Raw genomic sequence first — 26,170 nt, 5'->3', positions numbered from 1 at the left:
AACGCCCTTATGGCGCGATGCACCATAAGGGCGTTTTTGTATGCGTTTGTCTGTCTCCCCTAATCCCGCAGCAGCATCAGTGCTTCAGGCGGAAGGCAGATGCGCAGGGCTGCGTTTTCGCTCACACGAAGTGCATCCCATGCGGGCTTGTCCACCTCCCAGCGCACGCGATGAGCACCATCGGCGAAGCGAAGCATGACGATCATGCTGAAGGTGCTCTCGATGATCTCTGCGATCTGTGCGGTGAAGACGTTCTCGCCGTCTTCCTGCACGGGAACGAAATAGTGTGCGCGGATGGCGATATGGTGCGCATCCGTCACATCGTCTGTGACCGCGAGCGTGATGCCCCAGTCGGTCGCCTCGATGTGTGCCGCGTCGAGGCGGCGGGCGGCAGAGATGTTCTTGCATCCTGTGAGGCGTGCACCTGCACACGTACCGGGACTGCGGAAGAGCTCGTGCCGATCCATCGGGGGTGTGAGCTGTCCGCGGTCGACGGTCGCGATCTCCTGCGCGATGCGAAATGCCTCGTCGCGGTCATGTGTGACGAGGATCGCCGCGATGTTCTGACCCATGAGGATCTCGCGCAGTGCGGTTTCGATCTGCCACTTGAGATGGGTGTCGAGTGCGGAGAGCGGCTCGTCGAGGAGCAGGACATCTGCGCCGCGCGCGAGGATGCGCGCAAAGGCAGCGCGCTGCTGCTGTCCGCCTGAGAGCCCTGCTGGGTAGGCGTTTTCGAGTCCGTCGAGGGAGAAGCGCGCCACGTTCTCGGCGAGGATGCGTTCCTTTTCCTCCTGTGATCCGTCCAGTGCAAAGATGATGTTCTCGCGGACGGTCATATTCGGAAAGAGCGCGTAGTTCTGAAAGAGGTAGCCGACACTGCGCTCCTGCGGCGGGAGGTTGACTCCTGCACTGCTGTCATAGAGCGTGCGGCCGTTGAGGATGATCTGTCCGCGATCCGGCGTCTCAAGCCCCGCGATGCACTTCAGCGTCATGCTCTTGCCGCTGCCCGACGCGCCGAGCAGGGCGAGCGTCGTATTCGTGAGCGTGAAGTTCGCGCAGAGCATGAAGTCACGCAGGCGTTTTTCGATGTTGACGACGAGGTTCATTCACGCACCTCCCGTTTGAGGTAGAGATTCATCGCACCGATAAAGAAGAGCGAGAACAGGGAGATGATGACTGCCCAGCGAAAGGCGAGGTCGTAGTCGTTTGCCTGCACTGCCGCATAGATGGCGGTGGACATGGTCTGCGTGCGTCCCGGGATATTGCCCGCGAACATGATGGTCGCACCGAACTCGCCGAGGGCACGGGCAAACGAGAGAACGAGCCCTGCGAGGATGCCGTGCCGTGCATTCGGCAGGATGATGCGCCAAAAGATGCGTCCGTTGCTGACACCGAGCGTCTGCGCCGCATGAATCATGCTGCTGTCGAGTGACTCGAAGGCACCGCGTGCCGTGCGGTACATGAGCGGAAGACTCACGATGACCGCCGCGATGACCGCCGCACGCCACGTAAAGACGAGCGGCAGGTCGATGGAGAGGAGGGCGCTTCCAATGGCACTGCGCTTTCCGAGAAAGAGCAGGAGGAAGAACCCAACGACGGTCGGCGGCAGGACGAGCGGCAGAGTAATCACAGCATCGGCAATGGTCGCCGCAATATGGCTGCGGATACGCAGCACACCGTAGGCGAGCCCAATACCGACGAAGAAGGTGATGACCGTGGCAAGCCCTGCGACCTCAAGGGAGATGAGCAGCGGGGAAAGTGTTTCGTCCATCATTCTTTCACGGTGAATCCGTATTTCTCAAAGACCTTGGCAGCCTTGTCTGTCTGGAGGAAGGCGAGGAATTCCTTCGCCGCCATCTCGTTCTTGGAGTCCTTCAGCACGGCGGCAGGATAGACGATGGGCTTATGCGTGTCGGCAGGGGCAACGGCGGCGACCTTCACCTTGTCCGAGATGGCGGCATCCGTCGCATAGACCACGCCGCAGTCCGCGTCGCCCGTCTCGACCCATGCGAGCACTTGACGCACATCTGAACCGTAGACGGCACGCGCCTTGACCTGGTCGAGGATGCCGAGCTTCGTAAATACCTCCTCGCTGTACTGTCCGACGGGGACGCCCTTCGGCTCACCGAGGGCGATGTGTGCAACCTGCGGGTCGAGCACTGCCTTGAAGTCGGGCAGATTCAGCTTGCTGTCCTTCGCCGTGATGAGAACCACGTCGTTGACGAGAAGATCGACGCGCGTACCGTCCGCAAGGAGCTTCTTCTCGTCGAGTGCATTCATCTGCTTCTGTGCGGCGGAGACGAATACGTCGGCGGCTCCGCCGTTCTCGATCGCCTGCTGTAGGGCGCCGCTGCTGCCGAAGTTGTAGACGATATGAACCTCTTTGTTGTTCTCCTCGTACATCGCGCCGAGTTCCTTCATCGCGTCCGTGAGGCTCGCCGCCGCAGAGACCTGCAGCTCGATGGGGCTCTCCTGCGGCGTCTCCATCTTGTTCGCGCTGTTGCCGCCGCCGACGCAGCCGGCGGTGAGCAGTGCCGTGCCCGCCAAGAGGGCGGTAAGTGTCTTTTTGATGTTCATGTGATGTTTCTCCTTTGCGAATGGGAGGTATGTCCGTTTCCCGACATACCCTGTGACGATATGCGTCAGGCAGAGTGCCATAGATGTTTCCTTAGACGTGCTCTGCTCGGAGAGGGTGAGGGAAAAACCCTCCTTCTCAGCGGACGAATGTGCCGCTCTTGCCGCCGGACTTACGCTCGAGGCGGATGTCTGTGATCTCCATGCGCTTGTCGATCGCCTTGCACATGTCGTAGATGGTCAGCAGCGCCGTGCTCACGGCGTGCAGTGCCTCCATCTCCACGCCCGTTTCGCCTGTGACCTTGACCGTCGCCGCGGCATATACCGCATGGCGCGGCACCTCCTCAAGCGTGAAGTCAATGCTGCACTTGGCGAGCGGCAGCGGGTGGCAGAGCGGGATCATGTCCGCGGTGCGCTTTGCCGCCATGATGCCTGCGATGCGCGCGACACCAAGGACGTCGCCCTTTTTTGCCGTGCCTGCCGTGATCGCCGCATAGACCGCTTCGCTCACGCAGATCCGTCCACTCGCGATGGCCTCGCGATGCGTCTTGTTCTTGCCGCTGACGTCGACCATGATGGCGGCACCGCCTGCATCGAAATGCGTCAGTCCTGTTTCTGGCATCGATATCCTCCTTTCTTCTTGAAATAATTTTATCATAGCGGAATCGGCAGAGAAAATCAATTGTGTTTCTCTAACATTAAATGAATCTATCTATAATTTAGGAAAACTCATAGAGGTTATTTATTTTTTGTGGTATAATCAATAATAGATATTCATAATTGAGAATCGTTTTATGTGATATAATTTAATTTGTGCCGTGACGGCGGTGGATGGAGTGCTTTATAGGAGAGTGACGGCACTTGCGGAATGCCGCCGAATCAAGCGGGGAGAGCAGTATGCGTGAGGTTCGTGTTCAGGATGCGGTGGGGATGGTGCTCTGCCACGACATTACAGAGATTGTGCGCGGGGAACGAAAGGGCGCACGCTTCCGCAAGGGCGATGTGATCCGTGCGGAGGATATTCCCGTTCTTCTGCGCATTGGCAAAGAGCATATCTTTGCCTGGGAGGACGATCCGAATCTGCTGCATGAGAACGATGCGGCGGCGATCCTGCGTGATGTCTGTCAGAATGAGCACATGGCGGCGAGTGAGCCGAGCGAGGGCAAGATAGAGCTGACCGCGACGACGGCAGGTGTGTTCGAGGTGAACGAGGATGCGCTCAATGCCGTCAACGACATCGAGGATGTCATGATTGCGACGATTGCGCAGCACATGCCTGTCAAGGCGGGGACGAAGCTCGCGGGGATGCGCGTGATCCCGCTCGTCATCGACAAGGCGGTGATGGAGCGGGTGCGTGAGACGGCGGGCACTCAGCCGATGCTGCGGATTCTGCCGTATCAGAAGATGAAGGTCGGCGTGGTGACGACGGGCTCTGAGGTGTTCCATGGGCGCATCAAGGATACGTTCACGCCCGTGATCGATACAAAGCTGCGCGCCTTCGGGCTGAAGGTGGATGAGCATCGCCTTTCGGATGATGGGACGGAGCACACGCGTGCGGCGATTGAGGAGCTGCTCGACGCGGGGATGGATATGGTGCTCTGCACGGGCGGCATGAGCGTCGACCCCGATGACCGCACGCCGGCGGCGATCAAAGCGACGGGGGCGCGCATCGTGACGTACGGCGCGCCTGTGCTGCCGGGGGCGATGTTCCTGCTCGCCTACTATGAGAAGGATGGGCGGCAGGTGCCGATCATGGGGCTGCCGGGCTGCGTGATGTACTCGCCCGCGACGATCTTTGATATTATTCTGCCGCGTGTCGCGGCGGGCAGCGCGTGGACGCGGCAGGAGATCACGCGCCTTGGGATTGGCGGGCTCTGCATGGGATGCAAGGTTTGCCACTATCCCATTTGCCCGTTCGGAAAGTAAGGAGAATTCCATGCAGGATATCGAACTTGAACAGGCAATCGAGGTACTGCTCGCACATGCAGTACCCGTCGCGGAGACGGAGCGCGTTCCCTTGCTGGAGGCGGTGGGGCGCGTGGCGGCGGAGGATGTGTACGCAGCGTTTGACAATCCGCCGTTTGACCGTTCGCCGCTCGACGGCTATACCTTTGCGTCGGCGAGCACGGCGGACGCCTCGGCAGAGCACCCTGTGCGCCTGTCGGTGATCGGCGAGGAGTGCGCGGGCGATTTTTTCGCCGGCGCAGTCGGCGCGGGCGAGTGTGTCCGCATCATGACGGGCGGCGCGATTCCGGAGGGCTGTGACTGTGTCGTGCGGCAGGAGGATGTGCGCGAGGAGGGGGATGCGATTTTTGTTCCCTTTACGTCGCAGCCGTTCGAGAACTACTGCTATGCGGGCGAGGATATCAAAAAGGGAAATCTGCTCGTGCGCCGGGGACAGCGCATCCATGCGGCGCAGATTGCGGTACTCGCGAGTGAGGGTTATGCTGCGGTATGTGTCCATCGGCGCGTACGCATTGCCGTTGCCAGTACGGGCGACGAACTGATGCAGCCCGGCGAGCCGCTGCGTCCCGGCAAGATCTACAACAGCAATCTCTACCTCCTTGCGGGACGCCTGAAGGAACTCGGCGCAGAGGTGACGGTGGTCGGCTCGGTGCCTGATGATGTGGAACGCGCGGCGGAGGTGATCGCCTCCTATGCGGATCGTGTGGATCTCTTTCTCACGTCGGGCGGCGTCTCCGTGGGCAAGAAGGACATCATGCACGGCGTTGTGCCCGCCCTCGGTGCGGAGCGGCTGTTCTGGCGCGTCTGCATGAAGCCGGGCGCCCCCGCCATTGCCTATACGCGCGGCAGCATGCTCGGCATCGCGCTCTCAGGCAACCCGTTCGCCGCCTATGCGACGTTCGAGCTGATGGCGCGTCCGGCGATTGCGCGGCTTGCGGGCGAGACGGATGTGATCATGCCGCGCCGCCGTGCCGTGCTCGCCGATGCGTTCCCAAAGCCCTGCCACGGACGGCGTTTCCTGCGTGCACGCATGGAGGCGGATGGGCGTGTCTCGCTGCCCGATCAGCACGAGTCTGGTTCGCTCTTTTCGGCAGCGGGCTGCGACGCGTTTGTGGATGTGCCGGCGGGGACGCCGCCGCTCGCGGCAGGGGCGGAAGTGGATGTTGTGATTCTCTGACGAAGCAGTGCTGTGGTGATGTTCTGCAGCAAACCCCGGCGAAGCAAACGTGCACTTTTCCCGTTTGCTTCGATGCATCAACTTCTGCCTTTCACGTCAACGTATAGGAAAAAGATAGAAAGATAGATAGATAGAAGGTTCATCATGCAGGATCAGTTTCAGCGGAAAATTGAATATCTGCGCGTTTCGGTGACGGACTGCTGCAATCTGCGCTGCCGCTACTGTATGCCGGCGCATGGGGTCAAGAAGCTGCGCCACGCAGATGTGCTCACCTATGAGGAGATCCTGCGCGATGTGCGTGTGCTCGCGGCACTGGGCGTTCGCAAGGTGCGCCTGACAGGCGGTGAGCCGCTCGTGCGGCGTGACATCACACGCCTTGTGCGCGGGCTGAAAGAGATCCCGGGCATCGAGACGGTGGCGCTCACGACGAATGGGGTCCTGCTCGGCACGATGATGGATGAGCTGCTGGATGCCGGCCTCGACGCAGTGAATCTCAGCCTCGATACACTCGACGGCGGGACATTCTTCTCCATCACGCGGCGGCCGATGTTCGGCGCGGTGATGGAGGCACTCACGCGGCTTGCCGAGGAGGAGCGCCTCACGGTCAAGGTGAACTGCGTGCCGATCATGGGCGTAAACGACGAGGAACTCGCCGCGCTCGCTGCGATTGCCCGCACACATCCGATTGATGTGCGTTTTATTGAGCTCATGCCGATCGGCTGTGCGCGGACGGAGAACTATCGCGGCGTACCGATGGATGAGGTGCGCGCGCGGCTGAAGGATGCGTTCGGCGCACTCCTGCCCGTGGGGGAGGCGGCACATGAGGGCGCGGTGCCGAAGGGGCCCGCCGCCTATGTGCGGCCTGCCGGTTTTACGGGAACCATTGGCTTTATCGATGCGATGGAGCACAAATTCTGCCATACGTGCAACCGCGTGCGCCTGACGGCGGAGGGCTTCCTGAAGCTCTGCCTCTACAGCAGTGCGGGGCTTGACACGCGTGCACTGCTGCGCGGCGGAATGTCGGATGCACAGCTCGCGGATGCCATTGCCCATGCGGTGTGGCAGAAGCCCGAAGAACATCATTTTGAAATCGATCAGGAGACGCGCGATCACCGCGCCATGTACCAAGTGGGAGGCTAATACGGATATGGGAGAGATTCGGGCGCTGTGCATCAGTGAGAAGCGCGGCACGGAAAAACAGGCGACAGACCGCGCCTTCTTTATTACGGAATACGGCATCGACGGCGATGCCCATGCGGGCGACTGGCACCGACAGGTGAGCCTGCTTGGCCTCGGCGAGATCGAGGATTTCCGTGCGCGCGGTGCAGATGTGGCGTTTGGCGCGTTCGGCGAGAACGTCGTCGCCGAGGGGTTCCGCTTCAAGGAGCTCCCCGTGGGGACACGCCTGCGCGTGGGACAGGTTTTTCTTGAGATCACACAGATCGGGAAGAAGTGCCACAGTCACTGCGAGATCTTTCACCGCGTCGGCGACTGCATCATGCCGCGTGAGGGCGTTTTTGCCCGTGTTCTGCACGGCGGCTGGGTAACGGTCGGCGATACGCTGGAGATCACGACGGAGAAGATCCCGCTCGACGCCGCCGTCATCACGGCGAGCGACAAGGGCTCGCGCGGCGAGCGTGAGGATGCGAGCGGCGCGGCGATTCGTGAGATCCTGACGGCGGAGGGGTACGATGTCGCGGGCTACAGCATCGTGCCCGACGAGCGTGAGGAACTCGAGCGTGAGATGACGCTCTGGTCGGACCGCGGCGTCGGGCTGATCCTGACGACGGGCGGCACGGGCTTTTCCGTGCGCGACGTGACACCTGAGGCGACGCGTGCCGTGATCGACCGCGAGGCACCGGGCATCGCCGAGGCGATGCGCGCGCTCTCGATGAAGGTGACCCCGCGTGCCATGCTCAGCCGTGCGACGGCGGGCCTGCGGAAACGCTCACTGATCGTCAACCTGCCCGGCAGTGAGAAAGCGGTGCGCGAGTGTCTCGGCTTCATCCTGCCCCAGCTGCAGCACGGCATCGAGATCCTGCGCGGCGACGCGGGGGAGTGCGCACGGTGACGCCCGCCGACCTGACGCTCATCGTCGCGGCGGGCGGCATGAGCACGCGCATGGGGGAGGACAAGCGGTTCCTCCCCATGGCGGACGGTGAGACGCTGCTCTCCCGTACCCTGCGGCGCGGCCGTACGGCAGGGTTTCGCACGATTGTCCTCGCGGCAGAGGGGGAGCGCAGAGAGCTCACGGAGCTCGCGGCGGCGTACGGGGCGCATCTCGTCACGGACGATCGCCCGCAGCAGGGCCCGGCAGCGGCAATTGCGGCGGGACTCGCTGCGGCGGAGACGGAATGGTCGCTCGTCCTCTCAGGCGATATGCCCTTCTACGATTTCGATCTTGTGCGGGCACTGCTGCCCGAGGCACGCGGTGCGGTGCAGGTCGTCCTGCCGACGCTTGCAGGCTATTGGCAGCCGCTCGCCGCGCTCTATCGGCGCGATGCGGGACAGGCATTTGCCGCTGCCATCGCACGCGGCGACCGCAAGCTCGGCATTATCCTGCGCGGCCTCACCGTGCGCGAACTGCCGCTCGCGGTGGATGCGGGACTCTTCTTCAACGTGAACACCCCTGCTGCCTACCGCCTCGCATGCGGACGTATTGCGAACGAGGGGCGTGAGCGGCCCATTCTCTCCGTTGCAGCCCCTGCTTCGGGAACGGGCAAGACAACCTTCATCGAGCGGCTTATCCCGCGCCTTGCGGTACATGGTGTGCGTACAGCGGTCATCAAGAGCGACAGCCACGGTTTTCAGCTCGATACGGAGGGAAAGGATACGGCGCGTTTCATGACGGCGGGGGCGCGGGCAACGGCAATTAGTGCGCCGAATGGCTATTTCATTCAGAAAATAGAAGATCAAAGGAAGGACTTTCAGAATCTTATATCGAAAATAGAATATGATATAGATCTTTTTATTACGGAGTCGCGTTCACGCGGCGCATTACCGACTCTCATGCTCGACCGCGGACTTGCCGCGCCGGAGATTGATGCACGTGTGACGGCACTTTTTCAAAAGGATGCCGCACCGCATGACGGGCTGCTCTCCTATGATCTCGATGATATGGAGACAGCGGCGCGGATCACGCTCTTTCTTATGGGGCGGCCGCTCTATGGGGCAGACGGCATAATGTTTTTGACGATGTAGGTGCTCGCGTGAGAGCATGCAGTATACGAATGGAAGAATAGAAACGATGGAAATTCAGCGCAGTGACTTTATCGACGTACCCGTGACCCGCTATGTCTCTGAGGAGAATGCGTTTGTCGCGGATCATAAATATACCTCGGAGGAGGTCTTCTTCGACATCGATCTCAACGGGGAGAACTTTACGACGGCGTTCTGCTCACCCGTCGACTTCGAGGATCTCATCGTCGGGATGCTCGCTCAGATGGGACGCATCCGCAGCTTTGACGATATCGTGGAAATGACGGTGGACGCAGAGCATCTGCGCGCCGCGGTCAAGACGACGACGGATGCGCAGTGGTGGGCGGCGGACGCGGTGAAAAATCCGCGCTACTTCTCGGCACGGCGCATCCTGAAACTGCGCCCCGAGGAGATCTTTGAGCGGCCGCGCGACGTGCGCTTCAGCGCGAAGGACATCCTCGCGACAGCGGATGAGCTGCTCGCACATCTCTCCAAGACCCACGATACCACGAACGGCGTCCACAGCGGCGTCCTGTTCGATCAGGCAAACAGGAAAATCCTCGTCTTCCGTGAGGACGTCGGCCGCCATAACGTCTTTGACAAGCTCTATGGCTGGGCGCTCAGGAATCACGTGGAGATTTCCGATAAAATCATCATCTTCAGCGGGCGCTGCTCCTCGGAGATGATGCTCAAACTGGGGCGGATGGGGATCTCCACGGTTGCGGCGAAGTCCGTTCCGACCACCCTCTCGCTCAACATCGCGCGCAAACTCGGCATCACGCTCTGCGCGCGCATGGCGCCGGGCTCGTTCTGCATCTACGCAAACCCTGAGCGCATCACCCTCTGACGGTGTACCTCTGTACATTGCTGAAACCGGGGACATCCTCGTTTCATATAGAAGTTTAGGAGAGCCTGTCGGCGGAATCCCGCCGATACGAAAGGAGAATCACGATGAACCTTAGCAGACGTGACTTTTTGAAAGCCACCGGGCTAAGCGGCGTCGGGCTGGCACTCGCCAGTCTCGGACTTGACGTCGCAACGGTCTCGGCGGCGGCAAAAGAGTACAAGCTGACGGGCGGTCGCGAATTTACCTCCGTCTGCCACTTCTGCGGCTGCGGCTGCGGAACGATCGGCTACGTCAAGGACGGCAAGCTGATCAACCTCGAAGGTGCGGCAGACAACCCCGTCAATCGCGGCGGCCTGTGCCCGAAGGGAATCGGCTATGGACATATCCCGAACGCGGAGCTGCGTCCGAAGTGCCCGATGTACCGTGCACCCGGCAGCGACCATTGGGAGGAGATCAGCTGGGAGGAGGCCATCGACCGCTCCGCACGTGCCATGAAGAAGGCACGTGACGAGAACTGGGTTGGGCAGGACGAGGCGAACGGCTATAAGTTCATGAGCAACCGTACGGATGCCATCGGCTTTGTCGGCGGATCGCAGGTCAACAACGAAGAGTGCTATCAGCTCATCAAGATGGCGCGTGCGCTCGGTGTTGTCTACATCGACAACCAGACGCGTGTCTGCCATGCGACGACGCCGCCGGCGCTGAACGCCGCCTTTGGACGCGGCGCGATGACGGGCTCATGGTACAACCTCAAGAAGGCAAAGATGATCTGGATCGAGGGCTCGAACCTCGCAGAATGCCATCCGCTCGCGATGAAGCGCGTCATGGAGGCAAAGGACAACGGAGCCACCATCGTTCACGTAGACGTACGCTATACACGCACCTCGCGCGTTGCCGATCATTTCTTCCAGCTGCGTCCCGGCACCGATATCGTTTTCCTTGGAGCACTTATCAACTATATTATTCAGAACAAGAAATACGATGCCGACTATCTGCGCCGCAACACGAATGCCTACTGCCTGCTGCGTGATGACTACAAATTCGACGCAGGCATCTTCTCCGGCTACAACGAGAAGACGCGTACGTACAACAAGGAGACGTGGGGCTACAAGGTCGACGCGAACGGCAAGCCGGTAAAGGCGCTGTCGATGTCGGAGCCGGGCACGGTCATGGATCGCCTCGCAACGCATTTCTCGCGCTATACGTTCGAGAAGGCCTCGGCGATCACGGGCATGCCCGTCGCGGACATCAAGAAGGCGGCAGAGCTCTTCTCGAGCATTACGCCGACGGTCATGATGTACGCCCTCGGCATGACGCAGCACACGATCGGCGTGGAGAACATCCGCTGCTTTACGATCATCCAGCTGCTCATGGGCAACATCGGTGTCTCAGGCGGCGGCATTGACGCTCTGCGCGGGCAGCCGAACGTCCAGTCCTCGACGGACTACGGCATCATGTTCCAGTACTACCCCGCCTACCTCTCGTATCCGACGCATACGGACGATACACTTGCAAAGTGGACACACCACAACGGTACGTTCCGTGCGAAGTTCCTCAAGAACCTTCTCAAGGCGTGGTTCGGCGATGCGGCAAATGCAGGAAATGACTACCTGTTCAATGCACTGCCGATCCGCAACGGCACGCACAACGACTCCATGTACGTCATGTTCGAGAAGGCGATCGAGGGGCAGATCAAGTGCCTGTACGTCTGCGGACAGAACCCGCAGATGACGAACGCGAACCTCACAATCGTCAACAAGGGGCTCAAGGGCGTCCGTACGCTCATCGTGCAGGATGTCTTCGTCAACGAGACGGCAGCGTTCTGGGAGCGTCCGGGCGACAACCCCGCCGACATCCAGACCGAGGTCATCTTCATGCCGGCGGCCTCCTACCTCGAGCGCTGCGGCTCGTTGACGAACTCCATGCGCATGCTCCAGTGGCGCATGAAGGGCCCCGATCCCACGTACGACTCGCGTCCGGACTACTGGATCTGCGACAAGCTCTGGAAGCGCATCGTGGAGCTCTACAAGGACTCGACCGACCCGAAGGACAACACGATCAAGCTCCTCACATGGAACTACGGCGATCCCGAGGCGAACGGCGAGGCGTATGTCGAGAACATCATGAAGGAGTGCAACGGCTACGACCTGAAGGATGGCCATCTCCTGCGCGGCATTCGCGAGATCCGCGACGACGGCACGACGATGGCGGGGATGTGGATCTTCACGGGTGTGTTCGGTGACGGTGTCAATATGACAAAGCGGCGCGGACAGGAAGACAACGGCAACATGGGCATCTTCCCGAACTACGCATGGACGTGGCCCGACAACATTCACATGCTCTACAACCGTGCGTCCTGCGACGAGAACGGCAAGCCGACCCGCCCCGATCAGGCACTTGTCTGGTGGGATGAGGCCAAGGGAATGTGGGACGGCTACGATGTTCCTGACGTCGGCGACCGCACGCAGGGCCCCAACACCCCGGGCGGACAGAAGCCGTTCCGTATGACCGGTGAGGGCATTGGCCGCCTCTTCGCCGCTGAGTACAGCGACGTGGAGAACGGCGAGACGCGCGATCACTCCTACGTCCCCGTAGACGGCCCGCTGCCCGAGTTCTATGAGCCTGTCGAGAGCCCGACGAAGAACATGATGAACGAGGGGCAGAAGGCGCAGTTCAACCCCTGCGTTATCTATCCGCGTGTCCCCGAACTGCAGAAGATCGGCACGCCGGATGAGTACCCCTACGTCCTCTGCGTATCGAGCCTGACGGAGCACTGGTGCTCGGGCACGGTCACGCGCAACATCCCGTACCTCAACGAGCTCGTCAAGGAACCGTTCGTCGAGATCTCGGAGCAGCTCGCTGCAAAACTCGGCGTTCGCCCGGGCGATCTCGTCCGCGTCAGCACGACGCGCGCTGCGATCCAGGTCAAGGCGATGGTCACGAAGCGTGCTCAGCCGCTCATGATCAACGGCGTGGAGACGCACATGATCTGGATGCCCTACAACTGGGGCTTCAAGGGGCTCTCGACGGGTCCTTCCGGCAACTATCTGACCATCGACGCACTCGATCCGAACGTGCAGGAGCAGGAGTTCAAGGCCTGCCTCGCCAACGTCGAACGCGTGTAAGTTCCCCGCGGTACGCCGCGTATGGGGGCTGACCGCCGAACGAACATTCACAACAACGAACGTCTGAAAAGACGAGGAGAACCCCTTTTTATGAAATCGAAGAACACCGATCCGATGAAGCGCTTCCTGAAGAAGCATCCGTTCCTCGCCGAGACTGAGCGTGTCCATCGCCTCGTCGACGCAGCGGTCGGCACGCCGGAGCCCATACAGCTCCCCGCGCGTGCCGTCACGAAGACGATCGCGGAGAAGCTGCCGATCCTGCAGCAGGAGACATATCGCAAACGCATGGTGCGTGCGGTCTACCTTATGCAGGAGGACGTCTTTGCCCGCATCGCCGAAGCGGATGTGCCGCCCCTCATGCAGGAGTCGGCGCGCGGCTATCTCGCCGTACTGAAGCCCCTGCGCAAGGCGGCAAAGGAAGAATTCATCATTGCCGTGCTCACACAGGACAAGAAGGCGTTTGCAGCACTCTGCCGGCGCTATGACCTGAACGAGGGCTTTATCCGCAGCACGATCTGGCGCATCATTGCCGCGCTCGTTCCTGCGGAGATGAAGGATCCCGACATGTGGAATCCCGACCGCGACCAGCCGCGTTTCAGTGAGAACTACTGCCCCGTCTGCGGACGGCAGCCCGTCATCGCCGATCTCAGGAAGTACCGTCAGGGGCGCGCACGCGATCTCGTTTGCGGCGGCTGCGGCACGCGCTGGCACTATACGCGCGTCGGCTGCGTCTACTGCGGCAACACGGATCTCCAGAAGATGCACACGCTCGAGCCGGAGGACAGCGATATCATGCGCCTTGACGTCTGTGATGCCTGCCATCACTACATCAAGACCTATCGAGGTCCTGTCGACGACGATACGAGCGACTTCATCTATCGGCAGGATTGGGCAACGGTGCACCTCGACCTCCTCGCGGAGGAACAGGGACTTCAGAAAAAGGGCAATCCGATTCTGGAATAGAACCATCAGATAAAAGAGAGGAGAAAGCGTCATGACACAGGAAATCGCAATGCTGCATGATATGACACGCTGCACAGCGTGTCGCGGCTGTATGGTTGCCTGCAAACAGTGGCATGATCTGCCGCCCGATATGAGTACGCCCTTCGAGGGACAGTACCAGTCGCATAAGGATCTGACCCCGACCGTCTTCACGCTCATCGAGATGAAAGAGCGCGTTGACGACAAGGGGAAGTTCCACTGGGACTTTTTCAAGAAGAACTGCTTCCACTGCGGCGACCCCGCCTGCGCGAAGGGCTGCCCGGAGAACGCAATTGACCGCAACGAGAACGGCACCGTCGTCATCAATCAGGACAAATGCGTCGGCTGCCACTACTGCGAGCACAACTGCCCATGGCACATTCCAAAGATCGACGATGTGAAGCATAAGTCGTACAAATGCGATCTCTGCTATGACCGCATTGCGCATGGCTATGAGACGACGGGCGAGGTGCTGAAGCCTGCCTGCGCCAAGACCTGTACCGCGCATGCGCTTGAGTTCGGTACGCTGGAGGAGATGAAGCAGCTCGCGGCGGAGCGCGTCGATCTCGCACGCGCATCGCATCCCGATGCGAACATCTACAGCCCGAAGGGCGTCGGCGGTACGCACATGATCTATGTCCTGCCCGAGAAGCCCGAGGTATTCGGACTCCCGGCGGATCCCGTCACCCCGGCATCCATCGATGTCTGGAAGGTGGGCCGTACCCTCACGAAGCTCGCCATCGGCGGCGCAGCGGCCGGCATCGTCGGGGCAATGGTGCTCCGCAAGATGGCAAGCGGCAGCAAGAATGACCAGCAGGGGAAGGGGTGAGCACAATGTTGATCGACAAAAAATACGTTCCGCGCCATGAGAAGGCGTTTGCCATGTGCCACTGGCTCAACGCATTTGCGTTCTTCATGCTCTTCCTCACGGCACTCCCGCTCTACACGGACACGTTCCGTTTCCTTTACAACATCTTCGGCGATAAGACCCTCATGTATGCGCACCGTGTGTTCGGCGTCATGTTCATCCTGACCCCGATTATCGGTTTCATCATCGCACGCAAGGGCTACATCATCATGCTGAAGGAGATCTTCAGCTTCGGCAAGAAGGATATGGAATTCATGCAGAAATTCCCCCTCGAGCTGATGGGCAAAGATCCCCACATGCCCCCGCAGGGGTTCTACAACGGCGGCGAGAAGATGAACATCGCCCTGCAGCTTGCGCTGTCGGTCGTCATCGTCGTCACCGGTCTCATCCTCTGGATGGGTGACAGTATCCTGCCCGCGACGATCACGGCGTATGCCATCCCCGTCCACAGCATTGCGGCGGCAGTCTGCTTTGCCGCAGCGCTCGGGCATATCTATCTCGCGGCGGGCGTCAACCCCGACTCCCTGCACGGCATGACGGACGGCACGATCAAGGCATCGTACGCCGACCATCACCATGGTGCATGGGTGAACGAGCTCATCTCCAAGGGCATCGTTACGCGCGCGGAGATCAACGAGGCGGAAAAGGCAGAGGGAAACCACTGAGGCGTTTCCTCTCTGTTCCGTAATCCCTACGAAAGACACGGCTTTGCCTGCGCAGAGCCGTGTCTTTTTTTTCCCGCCCGTTTATGGTATCATGACAGAGTATATGGAGTAACGGTCTCTGTTACCCGTAACACAATCGCAGTGCATCATGGGGAGATGGACAGATGAAAAATATTCGGTCGACCGTGCAGGGGCGCATCGGCTACGTCGCGCTCGTAATGATCGGCGTTCTCGTTATCTTGGTATTCCGCTATGCCTATCTGCAGATCGTGCAGGGGGATGCGCTCGCCCAGCGGATGCGCGACCAGAGCGGCTACGAGTTCCGCATCCAGTCCCTGCGCGGGGCGATTCTCGACCGCGGCGGCAAGGAACTCGCCGTCAGCAGCATGACGAAATCCCTTTTCGTCGACCCAAACCACGTCTATGACACCCACAACCCCGAGGAGATCGCAAGTGATATTGCACCGCTTATCGGCCTCACGGAGCAGGACATCCTCGACGACATCGCGCGCGGCGGCGGATTCGTCTGGGTCAAGCGGCGGCTGGAGCACACGGAGTACGAGGCCGTGCGCGCCGTCATTCGTGAGAAGGGCTACAGCGACTGCCTCGGCTTTCAGAACGAGGCAAAGCGCTACTATCCGAACGACGCGCTCGCGGCGAACGTCATCGGCTTCGTCGGCACGGACGACGAGGGACTTGACGGCGTGGAGCAGGCACTTGACCCGCTCCTGAAAGGCGAGGTGCGCGAGGAGCGGCTCACCGTCGACGGACAGCGCCGCCCTATCCTCGACTCCATCTTTGCAGGACGGCGCGTCTACGGCAGCGACTACTGCAAGACCGTTTCACTGACCATTGACAGCACAATTCAGTTCATGGTCGAGCAGGAACTTGACCGTGCGATGGCGGAGAACAACCCCGACTCCATCACGGCGATCGTCATGGATCCAAAGACGGGCGAGATCCTCGCCATGGCATCACGCCCCTCCTACAACCCCAACCGCTTCTGGGAGTATCCGCAGGAGAACTGGAAGAATCGCGCCGTTGCCTTTATCTATGAGCCTGGCTCGACGTTTAAGGCCGTCATTGCGGGCGCGGCACTGCAGGAGGCCATCGTTACGCCGAATCAGGTCTTCTTTGACCCCGGCTACGTCATGGTCTCGGGACGACGCATCCAGAACTGGAGCAACGAAAGCTACGGCGCGGTCACCTTCACCGACATCGTAAAGAAGTCCCTCAACACGGGCTTTGCACAGGTGGGGCTCTCCCTCGGCGCGGAGAAGATGATGCACTACACTCGCGTCTTTGGTTTCGGCGAGCGCACGGGCATTGACCTCCCGGGCGAGGAGGAGGGCATCCTCTTCAGTGCGGATGATATGCGCGACTCGGATATCGCGACGACGGCGATCGGTCAGAGTATCGCCGTGACCCCACTGCAGCTCGTCACGGCCATGGCGGCCATCGCGAACGGCGGCACGCTCATGCACCCCTATATCGTGCGTGAGATTCGGAACCCCGACGGCTCTGTCTATGAGGAGCGCACACCGCGTGAGATACGGCGTGTGCTCGAACCGACCGTTGACCGCACGCTGATCGGGCTCTTGGAGCAGGTCGTCGCGAGCGGCGGCGGCATGAAGGCGGGGGTCAAGGGATACCGCATCGCGGGCAAGACCGGTACGGCACAGAAGATCCGCCGTGAGACGGCGGGCTATCTTGAAGGCCGCTATATTGCCTCCTTCTGTGGCTTTGCGCCCGTCGAGGATCCGATCTTCACCGTCCTCGTCATGATTGACGATCCGCGCGGCGGAGACTTCTACGGCGGACAGATCGCCGCACCTGTCGCCTCGCGCATCTTTACCCAGCTCCTGCGCTATGCCCATGTCGAGCCGTCGAGCAACACCTTTGCCGAAACGACGAGCGAGACGGAGAAGGGGCGCAGCGACGACGAAGAAAAGCGCATGGAAGCGGCCGCGACACCGCCCGAGGGCAAGGCTGTCGTGCCCGACTTTACGGGACTCTCCTTGCGCGAGGCGGCGCGCCTCGCCGAGCTGCGCGGACTTACCTTCGAGAGCGAGGGCACGGGTGCCGCCGTCAGCCAGAGCCTCAGCGTCAACGACATCGTCGACCAGGGCGAACGCGTAAAGGTCTACTTCCATCCGACATAAAAAAACAACTCAAAATAGTACTGCTGTACGAAGCTGCAAATATCGTACAGCAGTCTTTTTTCATTTCCTCCCTTGACACAGTACTTGAAATCGTGTAAACTACAAACATAGTTTTTTGGTATGTTTGCTAATAATATAAAGATGAAGGAGACGATACAATGGGGAAGGTATATCAGAGTGTGACGGAGATCATCGGTCGCACGCCGCTTCTCGCGGCGAAGTCGTTCGCGAAGGCGCATGATCTCAAGGCGAATCTCCTCGTGAAGCTCGAGTATTTCAACCCGTCGGGCTCGGTGAAGGATCGTATTGCGGTTGCAATGGTTGAGCAGGCAGAGAAAGACGGCAGGATCGCGCCGGGGGCGACGCTGATCGAGCCGACGAGCGGCAACACGGGCATCGGTATCGCCTCGGTGGCGGCGGCGCGCGGCTACCGTGCGATTCTCACGATGCCGGAGACGATGAGCGTGGAGCGCCGCAACCTGCTGAAGGCATACGGCGCAGAGATTGTCCTCACGGAGGGGGCACAGGGGATGAAGGGCGCTATTGCGCGTGCAGAACAGCTGCAGAAGGAGATCCCGAATTCGTTCATCCCCTCGCAGTTCGAGAATCTCGCGAATCCTGCCGCGCACGAGCGGACGACGGGCCCCGAGATCTGGGCGGACACGGACGGCAAGGTGGATGTCTTTGTCGCCGGGGTCGGTACGGGCGGCACGGTGACGGGCACAGGCCGCTATTTGAAGCAGCAGAATCCCGCCGTATACATCGTCGCAGTGGAGCCGACGGACTCGCCCGTGCTCTCGGGCGGCAAGCCCGGCCCGCACAAACTGCAGGGACTCGGCGCGGGCTTCGTCCCCAACACGCTCGACACGAAGGTCTATGATGAGGTGATCCGCGTGTCGAATGACGATGCCTTTGTCTACGGGCGCGAGTTCGCTCGGCGCGAAGGCGCGTTGGTTGGCATCTCCTCAGGTGCAGCACTCGCAGCGGCGGTGGAGCTGGCAAAGCGTCCGGAGTATGAGGGTAAGACGATCGTCGCCCTCCTGCCCGATGGCGGTGACCGTTATCTATCGACGGATCTCTTTGCGGCGAAGTAAATCATTCTGACATGATGGCTGTATGGCACAGCAAGCATAATGAAAGAGCTGTTGAACTTGGTTCAACAGCTCTTTTCCATTGGGAAGCACGAGGGCATTCGGTGTGTCTTCAGTCGAATGCTTTTGCGAGGCACTCCAGTCCTATTTGGAGAGTACTGCGCGGGCAGGCGAGGTTCATGCGCTGGAAGCCGCTGCCGCCCGCACCGAAGATCGGGCCGTCGTCAAGCCAGAGGTTCGCCTCATGGATGACCTTCTCGTTGAGTTCCTTGTCCGAGAGACCGTAGGCGGAGAAGTCCATCCAGATCAGGTAGGTTCCCTCAGGCTCGATGAGTTTTACCTTCGGCAGATGCGCAGCAAGGTATTCCTTCGTAAAGGCGTAGTTCTCCTCGATGTAGGCGAGCAGTTCCTTCAGCCACGGAGCGCCGTGTTCGTATGCGGCTTTTGCGCCTGCGAGCCCGAGCGTGTTCGGCTCATCGTAGCCGGTACGGCTCAGTTCTTCCTTGAAGCGGCGGCGCAGGGATTCGTTACTGATGAAGATATTGGAAATCTGCAGTCCCGCAAGGTTGAACGTCTTGCTCGGGGAAGTGCAGGTGACGGTGATGGCGGCGGCGTCCGCGGAGAGAGAGGCAAAGGGGATGTGGCGGAAGCCGGGGCGCACGAACTCTTCGTGAATTTCGTCCGCGACGACAATGACGTGACGGCGCAGGCAGATGGCGGCGAGCTGTTCGAGCTCTGCGCGCGTCCATACACGCCCGACGGGGTTGTGCGGGCTGCAGAGGATGAACAGCTTTACCTTGTGGTCGATGATCTTCTGCTCGAAATCCGCGAAGTCGATGCTGTAGCGTCCGTCAGCAAACTGCAGGGGGCTGTCGATGAGCGTGCGCCCGTTCTGGCGGATCATGCTCGCAAAGGGATAGTAGACGGGCTGCTGGATGATGACGGCCTCACCTGGTGCGGTATAGGCGCGGATGGCGGTGGCGACGGCAAAGACGACGCCAGGCGTGATGACGAGCTCGCCGCGCTGCACCGTCCACGCGTGATGCGTACGGAACCAGTCGCGCAGGACGTTGAAGTAGTCGTCCTTGATCTGCGTATAGCCAAAGATGCCGTGCGCCGTGCGTGCTGCCAGGGCGTCAATGACGGGTACGGGCGCGCGAAAGTCCATATCCGCGACCCAGAACGGGAGGACATCCTTGGGGTAGCCGCGCTCAGCAGCAAAGTCGTATTTCAGACAGGACGTGCCGCGGCGGTCGATGATTTCGTCAAAATTGATGGACATAATGTTTTTTCCTTCCTCTTTGGGGCAGACAGGGGAACGGTGCGGGGAGGACCGTTCCCTCCAAGACCAAACCCTGCTGCTACGCCCGTGCTGCCTTCTCCAGTGCCTGCGCCAGATCTTCCTTCAGATCCTCCACGTCCTCCAGGCCGACGGAGAGGCGCAGGAGGCGGTCATCGAGCCCTGTGCGTTCGATGAGTTCGCGGGGCATCTCTGCGTGCGTCTGCACGAGCGGATAGGTCAGGAGACTCTCGACGCTGCCGAGACTCTCGGCAAACGCGATCAGGCGCAGATGCGCGAGGACGTTCTGCGCGATGGCGGAGGTCTTGACCTTAAACGAAATCATGCCGCCATAGCCCGTGCTCTGACTCTCATGCAGGGCGCGTCCGGGATGGTCTGCGAGCCCCGGGTAGTAGACCTCCGTGACCTCGGGGCGGGTGAGTAGCCACGCTGCGATAGCGCGTGCATTTTCCGCATGGCGTTCGACGCGCACACCGAGCGTCTTGAGACTGCGCAGCATGAGCCATGAATCCATGGGAGAGAGATTCGGCCCCTCGGACTTTACGAGCAGTTCAATCCGCTTTGCAAGATCGGAGTCCGCGTCCCTTACTGCGAGTGTGCCGCAGATCACGTCGTTGTGCCCGCAGAGATACTTGGTTGCGCTCTCGACGACGATGTCTGCACCAAGCGCAAGCGGCTTCTGTGCGTGCGGTGAGAGGAATGTATTGTCCGCGACGAGGAGTGCGCCGTGCTCATGAGCGACAGCGGCGAGTGCGCGGATGTCCGTGATGAACATCATCGGGTTGGAGGGCGTCTCAATGAAGATCATCTTCGTCGTAGCACGCATCTTGGCCTCGACCAGCGACGTATCGCGCATATCGATGTACTCGAAGTCGATGCCGTAACGGCTGTAGATGTCGTTCGCGAGACGCACCGTTCCGCCGTAGAGATCCTCAGGCAGGAGTACGTGGTCCCCAGGGGCGCAGAGGGCAAAGACGAGATTGATCGCCGCCATGCCCGAGGAGAGTGCCCATGCGCGTTCGCCGCCCTCGAGGAGGGCAATCGCCTTTTCAAAATCGCTGCGCGTCGGATTCGCAACGCGGCTGTAGTCGTAGCCCGTGCTCTGACGGAATGCGGGATGGCGAAACGTCGCCGAGAGATAGACGGGCGTGGTGAGTGCGCCCGTCGCGTCGAACTCGTGACAGCCATGTACCTCTGCAGTGTAATCTTTCATTGTATTTCCTCCCATAGTTCCCTGTATCGTTTATGTCCTGCGCAGACGGGGCATGGACAGTCACGCCCAGCCCGCGCATCGCAGAACCGTTTTGGTCGTTTCATTATAAACATCGCCAGGATACTTTGTCAATCAAAAAATATATAAAACATACTTGACAACTATGATACTTGCGTGTAAGATAGCAACATCGAACAGGGAAACATATATGCAAACATAGTTATGGAGGAAATACAATGGCACAGTCAAAAAAGGAACTCGTCCTCAGCGCAATGGACCGCAGGGAAGTGGATCGCGTCCCGTCAGGGTTCTGGTTCCACTTTCTCGCAGATGAGATTCATGCCGATGCCTATGCCGACCCGCGTCTCGAGCAGACGCTTTTGGATGGGGAACTGCGTTACATTGACGGCTTTCAGCCGGACTTCGTAAAGATCATGACGGATGGGTTCTTCTCCTATCCGAATCCCGTCGTGCAGACCGCACGTACGGCAAAGGAACTGGCAAAGGTGCAGCCGCTGCCCGACGACCACCCCTTCTTTACGCGGCAGATCGCCTATGCGAAGGAGATCACGAAGCGGTACGGGAACGAGGTCGCCACATTCTACAATCTCTTCTGTGCGGGCACAACGGTGAAATTCATGCAGCCCGGGACACTTGCTGAGGATGAGGCATTCCTCGCGCAGCTCGTCCGCGAGGACGCCGCAGCGGTGCGCGCGGCGTTCGATGTCATCTCCGGCGATCTCGCGAAGCTGGCGCGCCGCATCATCGCCGAGGCGGGTGTGACGGGCATCTACTTCAGCCTGCAGAACCTCATCGGCGAGGGCGCGAACCGCGCGGTCTACGAGGAGGTATTCGCCCCCGGAGAAAAGGAGATTCTGCGCGCAGCAAACGTCGTGAGCAGCTACAATATCCTCCATATCTGCGGCTATGCGGGACACCGCAACGCGCTGGACTGGTATCGTGACTACGATGTCAAGACGATCAACTGGGCGGCGGTCGTCGAGGGAGTACCCCTTGAGGAGGGCCGAAAGATTTTCCCGCAGCACGCTCTGCTCGGTGGATTCGGTAATCTCGCATCGGATGTGCTCTATCGCGGCACGCAGGAGGAGATTACGTCGGAGACGCAGCGCATTCTCGATGCGGCAGGGCGCACAGGAATCCTGCTCGGGGCGGACTGCACCGTGCCGCGCGACATTGACTGGAAGCATTTTGACTGGGTACGCGATGCGGCAGGGCCGCAATAAAAGGAGAGCATGACATGAATTTGAAGAAAATCACGAAGACGGCGCTCGCGGGGCTTCTCGCCGCAGCACTTGCGGCAGGGCTGGCAGGCTGCGGCAAGAGCGGAGCGGACAGCGCGAAGTCGGCGGACGGGAAGAAGATCGTCACCGTCGCCCATACGAATTATTACGTCCCCTACGACTATGTAAACGAGCAGGGGGAATCCGACGGATTCGAAGTTGCCGTCATGAAGGAAGTGGCGAAGAAGCTGCCGCAATATGAGTTCAAATTCGTCCCGACCTCGGACGACGATCTTCTAATCGGCGTTGAGTCCGGGAAGTACACCGTCGGCACCAAGGGCATCTGGATCACGGATGCGCGCAAGAAGAAGTATGTGTTCCCGAAGAACAACATCGGCGCGAGCGTGATCGGCCTTGCGATCCGCAAGGATACGGCAGACAAGATCAAGGATCTAAAGACCTTTGCCCAGTTCAGCGGCAAGCTCGTCCCGATCGCTCCGCAGGATGCGCGCTATATGGTCATCGACGAGTACAACAAGGAGAACCCCGATAACCAGATCAAGCTGACGTCCTCGGAGGCATTCCAGGTGGCGGATGCGTACAGCTGGGTGCTCGAGGGGCGCTATGACGGCTACCTCGATGTTGAGCTGAGCTACAAGAACAACATCGCGAAGGAAGACGCGCCGTATCATCAGTTCGATGATAAGATGGCATACGTCCGCTACAAGGGCATCCCGACCTATCCGATCTTCAACAAGAAGGAGCAGGCGTTTGCGGACGACTACGACAAGGCGATTGAGGAGCTGCGCGCCGAGGGTAAAATCGCGGAGCTCGAGCAGAAGTACTTCGGTGAGAGCCTTTCCGATTACCTGAAGTAAACGAGAGGAGGTCGGCATTCGATGGAAACACGTGTCTTTGACTTCGGGCAGATCGTTCAGTTTCTGCCCGATCTCCTCTCCTATCTTGACGTCACACTGCTCGTTGCCGGCCTCAGCATCATCATCGGATCCCTGCTCGGCGGACTGCTGGCATGGGCGAATCTCGGCGGCAGCCGCGTGCTGCGCGCATGTTCTCTCGCCTACGTGTATGTGATGCGCTGTACGCCGCCCATCGTTCTGCTGTTCATCGTCTTCTACGGTGCGCCGAAGCTCGTCTTTGCGCTTTTTGACTATGATATGAATGCGATGCACCGCGCCGTTTTTGCCGTCGTCACCTTTACGCTGCTGTTCGGCGCATACATTTCGGAGGTGTTCCGCGCTGCCTATACGGCGGTTCCGCGCGGGCAGTATGAGGCGGCGGTGAGTGCGGGGCTCTCGCCGTGGCAGGCATTCTGCCATGTCATGCTCGGACAGGCGGCTCTCATCGCTCTGCCGAATTTCGGCAACTCGACCATCAATCTCCTCAAGGAGGCGTCGCTCGCCTATACCATCGGGCTGATTGACCTCATCGGACGCGGCAATCTCATCATCGCGCAGAACTACGGCGCGTATGGCGTTGAGGTCTATCTCAGCGCCATGCTGATCTACTGGGTGCTCGTCCTGCTCATCGAGCAGGGCTTCGCGTGGGCAGAGCATCGTCTCGACCGAGGCACGGGGCTGCGCACTGCGCCTAAGACACTGCGGAATGGACTGAAGGGAGGGAACGCCGTTGGAACTGGATCTTGACTTTATGCAGGAAACCTTCCTGCTCATCTGGCAGGGCGCGGGCGTGACCCTCTCACTCACAGCGCTCTCGCTCGTTCTCGCGGCGCCCCCTGCATTCTGCTTTGCCGTCCTGCGCGTGCGCGGGCATCGTGTGGGCGGGACGATTGCGCGCCTTTATGTCTCCTTTGTGCGCGGCACGCCGCTCGTCCTCCAGATTCTTCTCCTCTACAGTCTTCTGCCGAGCCTGCTGAATCTGCTCGTCAAGGCAGCGGGGAGCAGATTCAACGTATTCGAGGCGGTCGATCCGTTCTGGTATGCCGTCTTTATCTTTACACTCAATACCATTGCTCTCCTCACGGAGGCATTCCGATCGGCACTGCTCGCCATCCCCAAGGGGCAGCTCGAAGCGGGGGCGGTGTGCGGACTGAGCGAGGTGCAGACCTACCTGCATGTGATTCTCCCGCAGGCACTTGTTGTGGCACTGCCGAGCATCGCGAACATCACGGTCAATCTCATCAAGGGGACGTCACTCGCCTTCCTCATGACGGTCAAGGACATCATGGCGGTCGGCAAGGTCGCCGCCTCCTATGGGTACAACTACATTGAGGCGTATCTCGACGTATTCATCGTCTATCTCATCCTCTGCACGATCGTCCAGCTGCTCTTTGCGGCGGCGGAGCGGCGTGTCGGAGCGTTCCGCTAGGAGGTGCAGCATGTTATTCGGAGTACAGAATGTGCGCAAGAGCTTCGCGCAGACAGAGGTGCTGAAGGATGTGAGCCTCAGCGTGGAAAAGGGAGATGTGGTCGTCATCCTCGGGCCGAGCGGTTCGGGCAAGACGACGTTCCTGCGCTGTCTCAACTTCCTTGAGCGTGCCGACGGCGGGACGATGGACTTTCACGGGACGCAGCTCTCCCTCGTGGATGCTTCCAAGAGCGAGATTGCCGCTGTGCGGAAAAAGACAGGCTTCGTCTTTCAGAACTACAACCTCTTCGCGAATAAGACCGCCCTCGAGAACGTGACCCTCGGACTCACCGTCGGGCGCGGCATGGCGGAGGCAGAGGCAAAGGAGATCGGCATGGATGCTCTGCGGCGCGTGGGGATGGCGGAGCGCGCCGACTACTATCCTGCACAGCTCTCGGGCGGACAGCAGCAGCGCGTCGGCATCGCCCGCGCCGTTGCCGCAAAGCCCGATGTGATCCTCTTTGACGAACCAACCTCTGCGCTTGATCCCGAGCTCGTCGGCGAGGTACTCTCCGTGATGAAGCAGCTCGCCGAGGAGGGCACGACGATGATCGTCGTGACGCATGAGATGAAGTTTGCACAGGATGTTGCGACCCACGTCGTCTTTATGTCGGACGGCGTGATCGTCGAGGAGGGGAGTGCAAAGTCGATCTTTACCGCGCCGCGCGAGGAGCGCACGCGCCGCTTCCTCCGCCGTATCCTGCCCGAGGAGTATGAGCCGGCAGCACTGATATAGGAAAAAAGCAGTCAGCAAGATGGATGTCTTGTTGACTGCTTTTTTATGGAAGCACTGATAAATTCGGCACAACCATCTTGACGCATCTTTTTCGCCCGCTTTTCGTTAGCAAATCCTCCACATAGCCCTCGCTATGCGTCCGGTTTGCTGCCTCAATCGGACAAAAAATCTACGCCAATCTGGCAGACCTAATTTTATCAGTGCTTCCTTATGTGATTTTTGCGCAGCAGTGGATTGTTTATGACTCAATCGCGAAGAAGTCCGCGGGTACGGGGGCGAGGATGCCGACAAAGATGAAGTCCTCCGTACCCGTATTCCTCATGCCGTGACACATCCCCTTCGCCGAGACAATGACATCGCCCGCTGCGATGGGGCGTTCCTCTCCGGGCGCAGGATAAAAGACACCTTCTCCTTGGATGCAGATCCATATATCGTCCGCCTTCGCGTGCCCGTGCGGCTTGATCTCCTGCCCCGGCTTCAGCACCCAGACGACGCCGCTTGTCGATGCTGTCCCGTAGATCGGTGTGCGCGTCGCTGTATCACCCGATGTCATGATGTCGGAGAGACGATAGAGGCGCGTCTCAAAATCATTTGTTACCTCTGTGGGCATAAAAATACTCCTTTCGCATACGCACTGGCAGC

24 protein-coding genes and 1 riboswitch are annotated in these 26,170 nt (G+C 60.0%); of the genes, 17 read left to right on the top strand and 7 right to left on the bottom strand.

Going from position 1 to position 26,170, the window contains the following annotated elements:
* Positions 1–59: 59 nt before the first annotated feature.
* The 4 genes from AXE86_RS03800 to moaC all read right to left on the bottom strand — a co-directional run bounded on the left by AXE86_RS03800 (position 60) and on the right by moaC (position 3,232).
* On the bottom strand, positions 60–1,106 hold the full coding sequence (locus AXE86_RS03800) for a sulfate/molybdate ABC transporter ATP-binding protein (protein WP_061944863.1): 1,047 nt from the start codon (positions 1,104–1,106) through the stop codon (positions 60–62).
* Positions 1,103–1,774 (bottom strand): molybdate ABC transporter permease subunit, encoded by a 672-nt coding sequence (modB, locus tag AXE86_RS03795; RefSeq protein ID WP_061944860.1) that lies wholly within the window; start codon positions 1,772–1,774, stop codon positions 1,103–1,105. Before modB ends, AXE86_RS03800 begins: the two co-directional genes overlap by 4 nt.
* A complete protein-coding gene (modA, locus tag AXE86_RS03790; protein ID WP_061944857.1) occupies positions 1,771–2,577 on the bottom strand; it encodes a molybdate ABC transporter substrate-binding protein in 807 nt (268 codons plus the stop codon). The genes modB and modA overlap by 4 nt, the downstream gene beginning before the upstream one ends.
* Positions 2,571–2,701, bottom strand: a riboswitch (molybdenum cofactor riboswitch). (Overlaps the previous gene by 7 nt.)
* Before the next feature lie 12 nt (positions 2,702–2,713).
* A complete protein-coding gene (gene moaC / locus AXE86_RS03785; protein ID WP_083501201.1) occupies positions 2,714–3,232 on the bottom strand; it encodes a cyclic pyranopterin monophosphate synthase MoaC in 519 nt (172 codons plus the stop codon).
* Positions 3,233–3,471: 239 nt separating this feature from the next.
* Between moaC and AXE86_RS03780 the strand changes: the two genes are divergently transcribed.
* The 12 genes from AXE86_RS03780 (at position 3,472) to cysK (ending at position 18,656) form a co-directional block, all read left to right on the top strand.
* On the top strand, positions 3,472–4,500 hold the full coding sequence (locus tag AXE86_RS03780) for a molybdopterin-binding protein (protein ID WP_061944851.1): 1,029 nt from the start codon (positions 3,472–3,474) through the stop codon (positions 4,498–4,500).
* Between the two features lie 10 nt (positions 4,501–4,510).
* Positions 4,511–5,716, top strand: a complete 1,206-nt coding sequence (locus AXE86_RS03775; protein ID WP_061944848.1) for a molybdopterin molybdotransferase MoeA — start codon at positions 4,511–4,513, stop codon at positions 5,714–5,716.
* A 144-nt stretch (positions 5,717–5,860) separates the two neighbouring features.
* A complete protein-coding gene (gene moaA, locus AXE86_RS03770) occupies positions 5,861–6,856 on the top strand; it encodes a GTP 3',8-cyclase MoaA (protein WP_061944845.1) in 996 nt (331 codons plus the stop codon).
* 7 nt (positions 6,857–6,863) lie between these two features.
* Positions 6,864–7,787 carry an MOSC domain-containing protein gene (locus tag AXE86_RS03765; protein ID WP_006691225.1) on the top strand — a complete coding sequence of 308 codons (924 nt, stop codon included), beginning with the start codon at positions 6,864–6,866 and terminating at the stop codon, positions 7,785–7,787.
* Positions 7,784–8,917, top strand: coding sequence for a molybdopterin-guanine dinucleotide biosynthesis protein B (gene mobB / locus AXE86_RS03760; RefSeq protein ID WP_071884677.1), 1,134 nt, complete (start codon positions 7,784–7,786; stop codon positions 8,915–8,917). Before AXE86_RS03765 ends, mobB begins: the two co-directional genes overlap by 4 nt.
* A gap of 46 nt (positions 8,918–8,963) precedes the next feature.
* Positions 8,964–9,761: a formate dehydrogenase accessory sulfurtransferase FdhD gene (fdhD, locus tag AXE86_RS03755; RefSeq protein ID WP_232294919.1), complete on the top strand. Its 798-nt coding sequence runs from the start codon at positions 8,964–8,966 to the stop codon at positions 9,759–9,761.
* 104 nt (positions 9,762–9,865) lie between these two features.
* Positions 9,866–12,886: a formate dehydrogenase-N subunit alpha gene (gene fdnG / locus AXE86_RS03750; protein WP_061944839.1), complete on the top strand. Its 3,021-nt coding sequence runs from the start codon at positions 9,866–9,868 to the stop codon at positions 12,884–12,886.
* Between the two features lie 90 nt (positions 12,887–12,976).
* Entirely contained in the window at positions 12,977–13,849 is an 873-nt protein-coding gene (locus AXE86_RS03745) for a formate dehydrogenase accessory protein FdhE (protein ID WP_061944835.1), read from the top strand.
* Positions 13,850–13,880: 31 nt separating this feature from the next.
* A complete protein-coding gene (locus tag AXE86_RS03740; protein WP_050342625.1) occupies positions 13,881–14,696 on the top strand; it encodes a 4Fe-4S dicluster domain-containing protein in 816 nt (271 codons plus the stop codon).
* A 5-nt stretch (positions 14,697–14,701) separates the two neighbouring features.
* Positions 14,702–15,400, top strand: coding sequence for a formate dehydrogenase subunit gamma (locus AXE86_RS03735; RefSeq protein WP_061944832.1), 699 nt, complete (start codon positions 14,702–14,704; stop codon positions 15,398–15,400).
* 164 nt (positions 15,401–15,564) lie between these two features.
* Positions 15,565–17,562 carry a penicillin-binding protein gene (locus tag AXE86_RS03730; protein WP_061944829.1) on the top strand — a complete coding sequence of 666 codons (1,998 nt, stop codon included), beginning with the start codon at positions 15,565–15,567 and terminating at the stop codon, positions 17,560–17,562.
* A gap of 158 nt (positions 17,563–17,720) precedes the next feature.
* Positions 17,721–18,656, top strand: coding sequence for a cysteine synthase A (cysK, locus tag AXE86_RS03725; protein ID WP_061944826.1), 936 nt, complete (start codon positions 17,721–17,723; stop codon positions 18,654–18,656).
* Between the two features lie 109 nt (positions 18,657–18,765).
* Here the strand turns inward: cysK and AXE86_RS03720 are convergent, their stop codons facing one another.
* The gene (locus AXE86_RS03720) at positions 18,766–19,935 is read right to left on the bottom strand and encodes a MalY/PatB family protein (RefSeq protein ID WP_061944823.1); all 1,170 of its coding nucleotides are present in this window, start codon (positions 19,933–19,935) and stop codon (positions 18,766–18,768) included.
* Positions 19,936–20,014: 79 nt separating this feature from the next.
* Entirely contained in the window at positions 20,015–21,166 is a 1,152-nt protein-coding gene (locus AXE86_RS03715) for a trans-sulfuration enzyme family protein (protein ID WP_061944820.1), read from the bottom strand.
* A 236-nt stretch (positions 21,167–21,402) separates the two neighbouring features.
* Here AXE86_RS03715 and AXE86_RS03710 point away from each other — a divergent pair, with 236 nt between their 5' ends.
* The 5 genes from AXE86_RS03710 to AXE86_RS03690 are packed head-to-tail and all read left to right on the top strand — an operon-like array spanning position 21,403 to position 25,528.
* On the top strand, positions 21,403–22,410 hold the full coding sequence (locus AXE86_RS03710; RefSeq protein ID WP_061944817.1) for a uroporphyrinogen decarboxylase family protein: 1,008 nt from the start codon (positions 21,403–21,405) through the stop codon (positions 22,408–22,410).
* 14 nt (positions 22,411–22,424) lie between these two features.
* Positions 22,425–23,285 carry a transporter substrate-binding domain-containing protein gene (locus AXE86_RS03705; RefSeq protein WP_061944814.1) on the top strand — a complete coding sequence of 287 codons (861 nt, stop codon included), beginning with the start codon at positions 22,425–22,427 and terminating at the stop codon, positions 23,283–23,285.
* Between the two features lie 21 nt (positions 23,286–23,306).
* Positions 23,307–24,071: an amino acid ABC transporter permease gene (locus AXE86_RS03700; protein ID WP_061944812.1), complete on the top strand. Its 765-nt coding sequence runs from the start codon at positions 23,307–23,309 to the stop codon at positions 24,069–24,071.
* Entirely contained in the window at positions 24,055–24,753 is a 699-nt protein-coding gene (locus tag AXE86_RS03695; protein WP_061944809.1) for an amino acid ABC transporter permease, read from the top strand. The genes AXE86_RS03700 and AXE86_RS03695 overlap by 17 nt, the downstream gene beginning before the upstream one ends.
* Before the next feature lie 10 nt (positions 24,754–24,763).
* Complete coding sequence (locus tag AXE86_RS03690; protein ID WP_061944806.1) at positions 24,764–25,528, top strand: amino acid ABC transporter ATP-binding protein; 765 nt, start codon at positions 24,764–24,766, stop codon at positions 25,526–25,528.
* A 238-nt stretch (positions 25,529–25,766) separates the two neighbouring features.
* Here the strand turns inward: AXE86_RS03690 and AXE86_RS03685 are convergent, their stop codons facing one another.
* A complete protein-coding gene (locus tag AXE86_RS03685; RefSeq protein WP_061944803.1) occupies positions 25,767–26,138 on the bottom strand; it encodes a cupin domain-containing protein in 372 nt (123 codons plus the stop codon).
* Positions 26,139–26,170 lie beyond the last annotated feature (32 nt).

Origin of the sequence: Selenomonas sp. oral taxon 136 (assembly GCF_001554015.1) — a bacterium.
GTDB lineage: Bacteria > Bacillota > Negativicutes > Selenomonadales > Selenomonadaceae > Centipeda > Centipeda felix.
This window is presented reverse-complemented; position numbering and strand designations above follow the sequence as displayed.

Excerpts from the sequence above, each read along its gene's own strand:
- AXE86_RS03800 (WP_061944863.1), bottom strand. The coding sequence starts at position 1,106 with ATGAACCTCGTCGTCAACATCGAAAAACGCCTGCGTGACTTCATGCTC.
- modB (WP_061944860.1), bottom strand. The coding sequence starts at position 1,774 with ATGATGGACGAAACACTTTCCCCGCTGCTCATCTCCCTTGAGGTCGCA.
- modA (WP_061944857.1), bottom strand. The coding sequence starts at position 2,577 with ATGAACATCAAAAAGACACTTACCGCCCTCTTGGCGGGCACGGCACTG.
- moaC (WP_083501201.1), bottom strand. The coding sequence starts at position 3,232 with ATGATAAAATTATTTCAAGAAGAAAGGAGGATATCGATGCCAGAAACA.
- AXE86_RS03780 (WP_061944851.1), top strand. The coding sequence starts at position 3,472 with ATGCGTGAGGTTCGTGTTCAGGATGCGGTGGGGATGGTGCTCTGCCAC.
- AXE86_RS03775 (WP_061944848.1), top strand. The coding sequence starts at position 4,511 with ATGCAGGATATCGAACTTGAACAGGCAATCGAGGTACTGCTCGCACAT.
- moaA (WP_061944845.1), top strand. The coding sequence starts at position 5,861 with ATGCAGGATCAGTTTCAGCGGAAAATTGAATATCTGCGCGTTTCGGTG.
- AXE86_RS03765 (WP_006691225.1), top strand. The coding sequence starts at position 6,864 with ATGGGAGAGATTCGGGCGCTGTGCATCAGTGAGAAGCGCGGCACGGAA.
- fdhD (WP_232294919.1), top strand. The coding sequence starts at position 8,964 with ATGGAAATTCAGCGCAGTGACTTTATCGACGTACCCGTGACCCGCTAT.
- fdnG (WP_061944839.1), top strand. The coding sequence starts at position 9,866 with ATGAACCTTAGCAGACGTGACTTTTTGAAAGCCACCGGGCTAAGCGGC.
- AXE86_RS03745 (WP_061944835.1), top strand. The coding sequence starts at position 12,977 with ATGAAATCGAAGAACACCGATCCGATGAAGCGCTTCCTGAAGAAGCAT.
- AXE86_RS03740 (WP_050342625.1), top strand. The coding sequence starts at position 13,881 with ATGACACAGGAAATCGCAATGCTGCATGATATGACACGCTGCACAGCG.
- AXE86_RS03735 (WP_061944832.1), top strand. The coding sequence starts at position 14,702 with ATGTTGATCGACAAAAAATACGTTCCGCGCCATGAGAAGGCGTTTGCC.
- AXE86_RS03730 (WP_061944829.1), top strand. The coding sequence starts at position 15,565 with ATGAAAAATATTCGGTCGACCGTGCAGGGGCGCATCGGCTACGTCGCG.
- cysK (WP_061944826.1), top strand. The coding sequence starts at position 17,721 with ATGGGGAAGGTATATCAGAGTGTGACGGAGATCATCGGTCGCACGCCG.
- AXE86_RS03720 (WP_061944823.1), bottom strand. The coding sequence starts at position 19,935 with ATGTCCATCAATTTTGACGAAATCATCGACCGCCGCGGCACGTCCTGT.
- AXE86_RS03715 (WP_061944820.1), bottom strand. The coding sequence starts at position 21,166 with ATGAAAGATTACACTGCAGAGGTACATGGCTGTCACGAGTTCGACGCG.
- AXE86_RS03710 (WP_061944817.1), top strand. The coding sequence starts at position 21,403 with ATGGCACAGTCAAAAAAGGAACTCGTCCTCAGCGCAATGGACCGCAGG.
- AXE86_RS03705 (WP_061944814.1), top strand. The coding sequence starts at position 22,425 with ATGAATTTGAAGAAAATCACGAAGACGGCGCTCGCGGGGCTTCTCGCC.
- AXE86_RS03700 (WP_061944812.1), top strand. The coding sequence starts at position 23,307 with ATGGAAACACGTGTCTTTGACTTCGGGCAGATCGTTCAGTTTCTGCCC.
- AXE86_RS03690 (WP_061944806.1), top strand. The coding sequence starts at position 24,764 with ATGTTATTCGGAGTACAGAATGTGCGCAAGAGCTTCGCGCAGACAGAG.
- AXE86_RS03685 (WP_061944803.1), bottom strand. The coding sequence starts at position 26,138 with ATGCCCACAGAGGTAACAAATGATTTTGAGACGCGCCTCTATCGTCTC.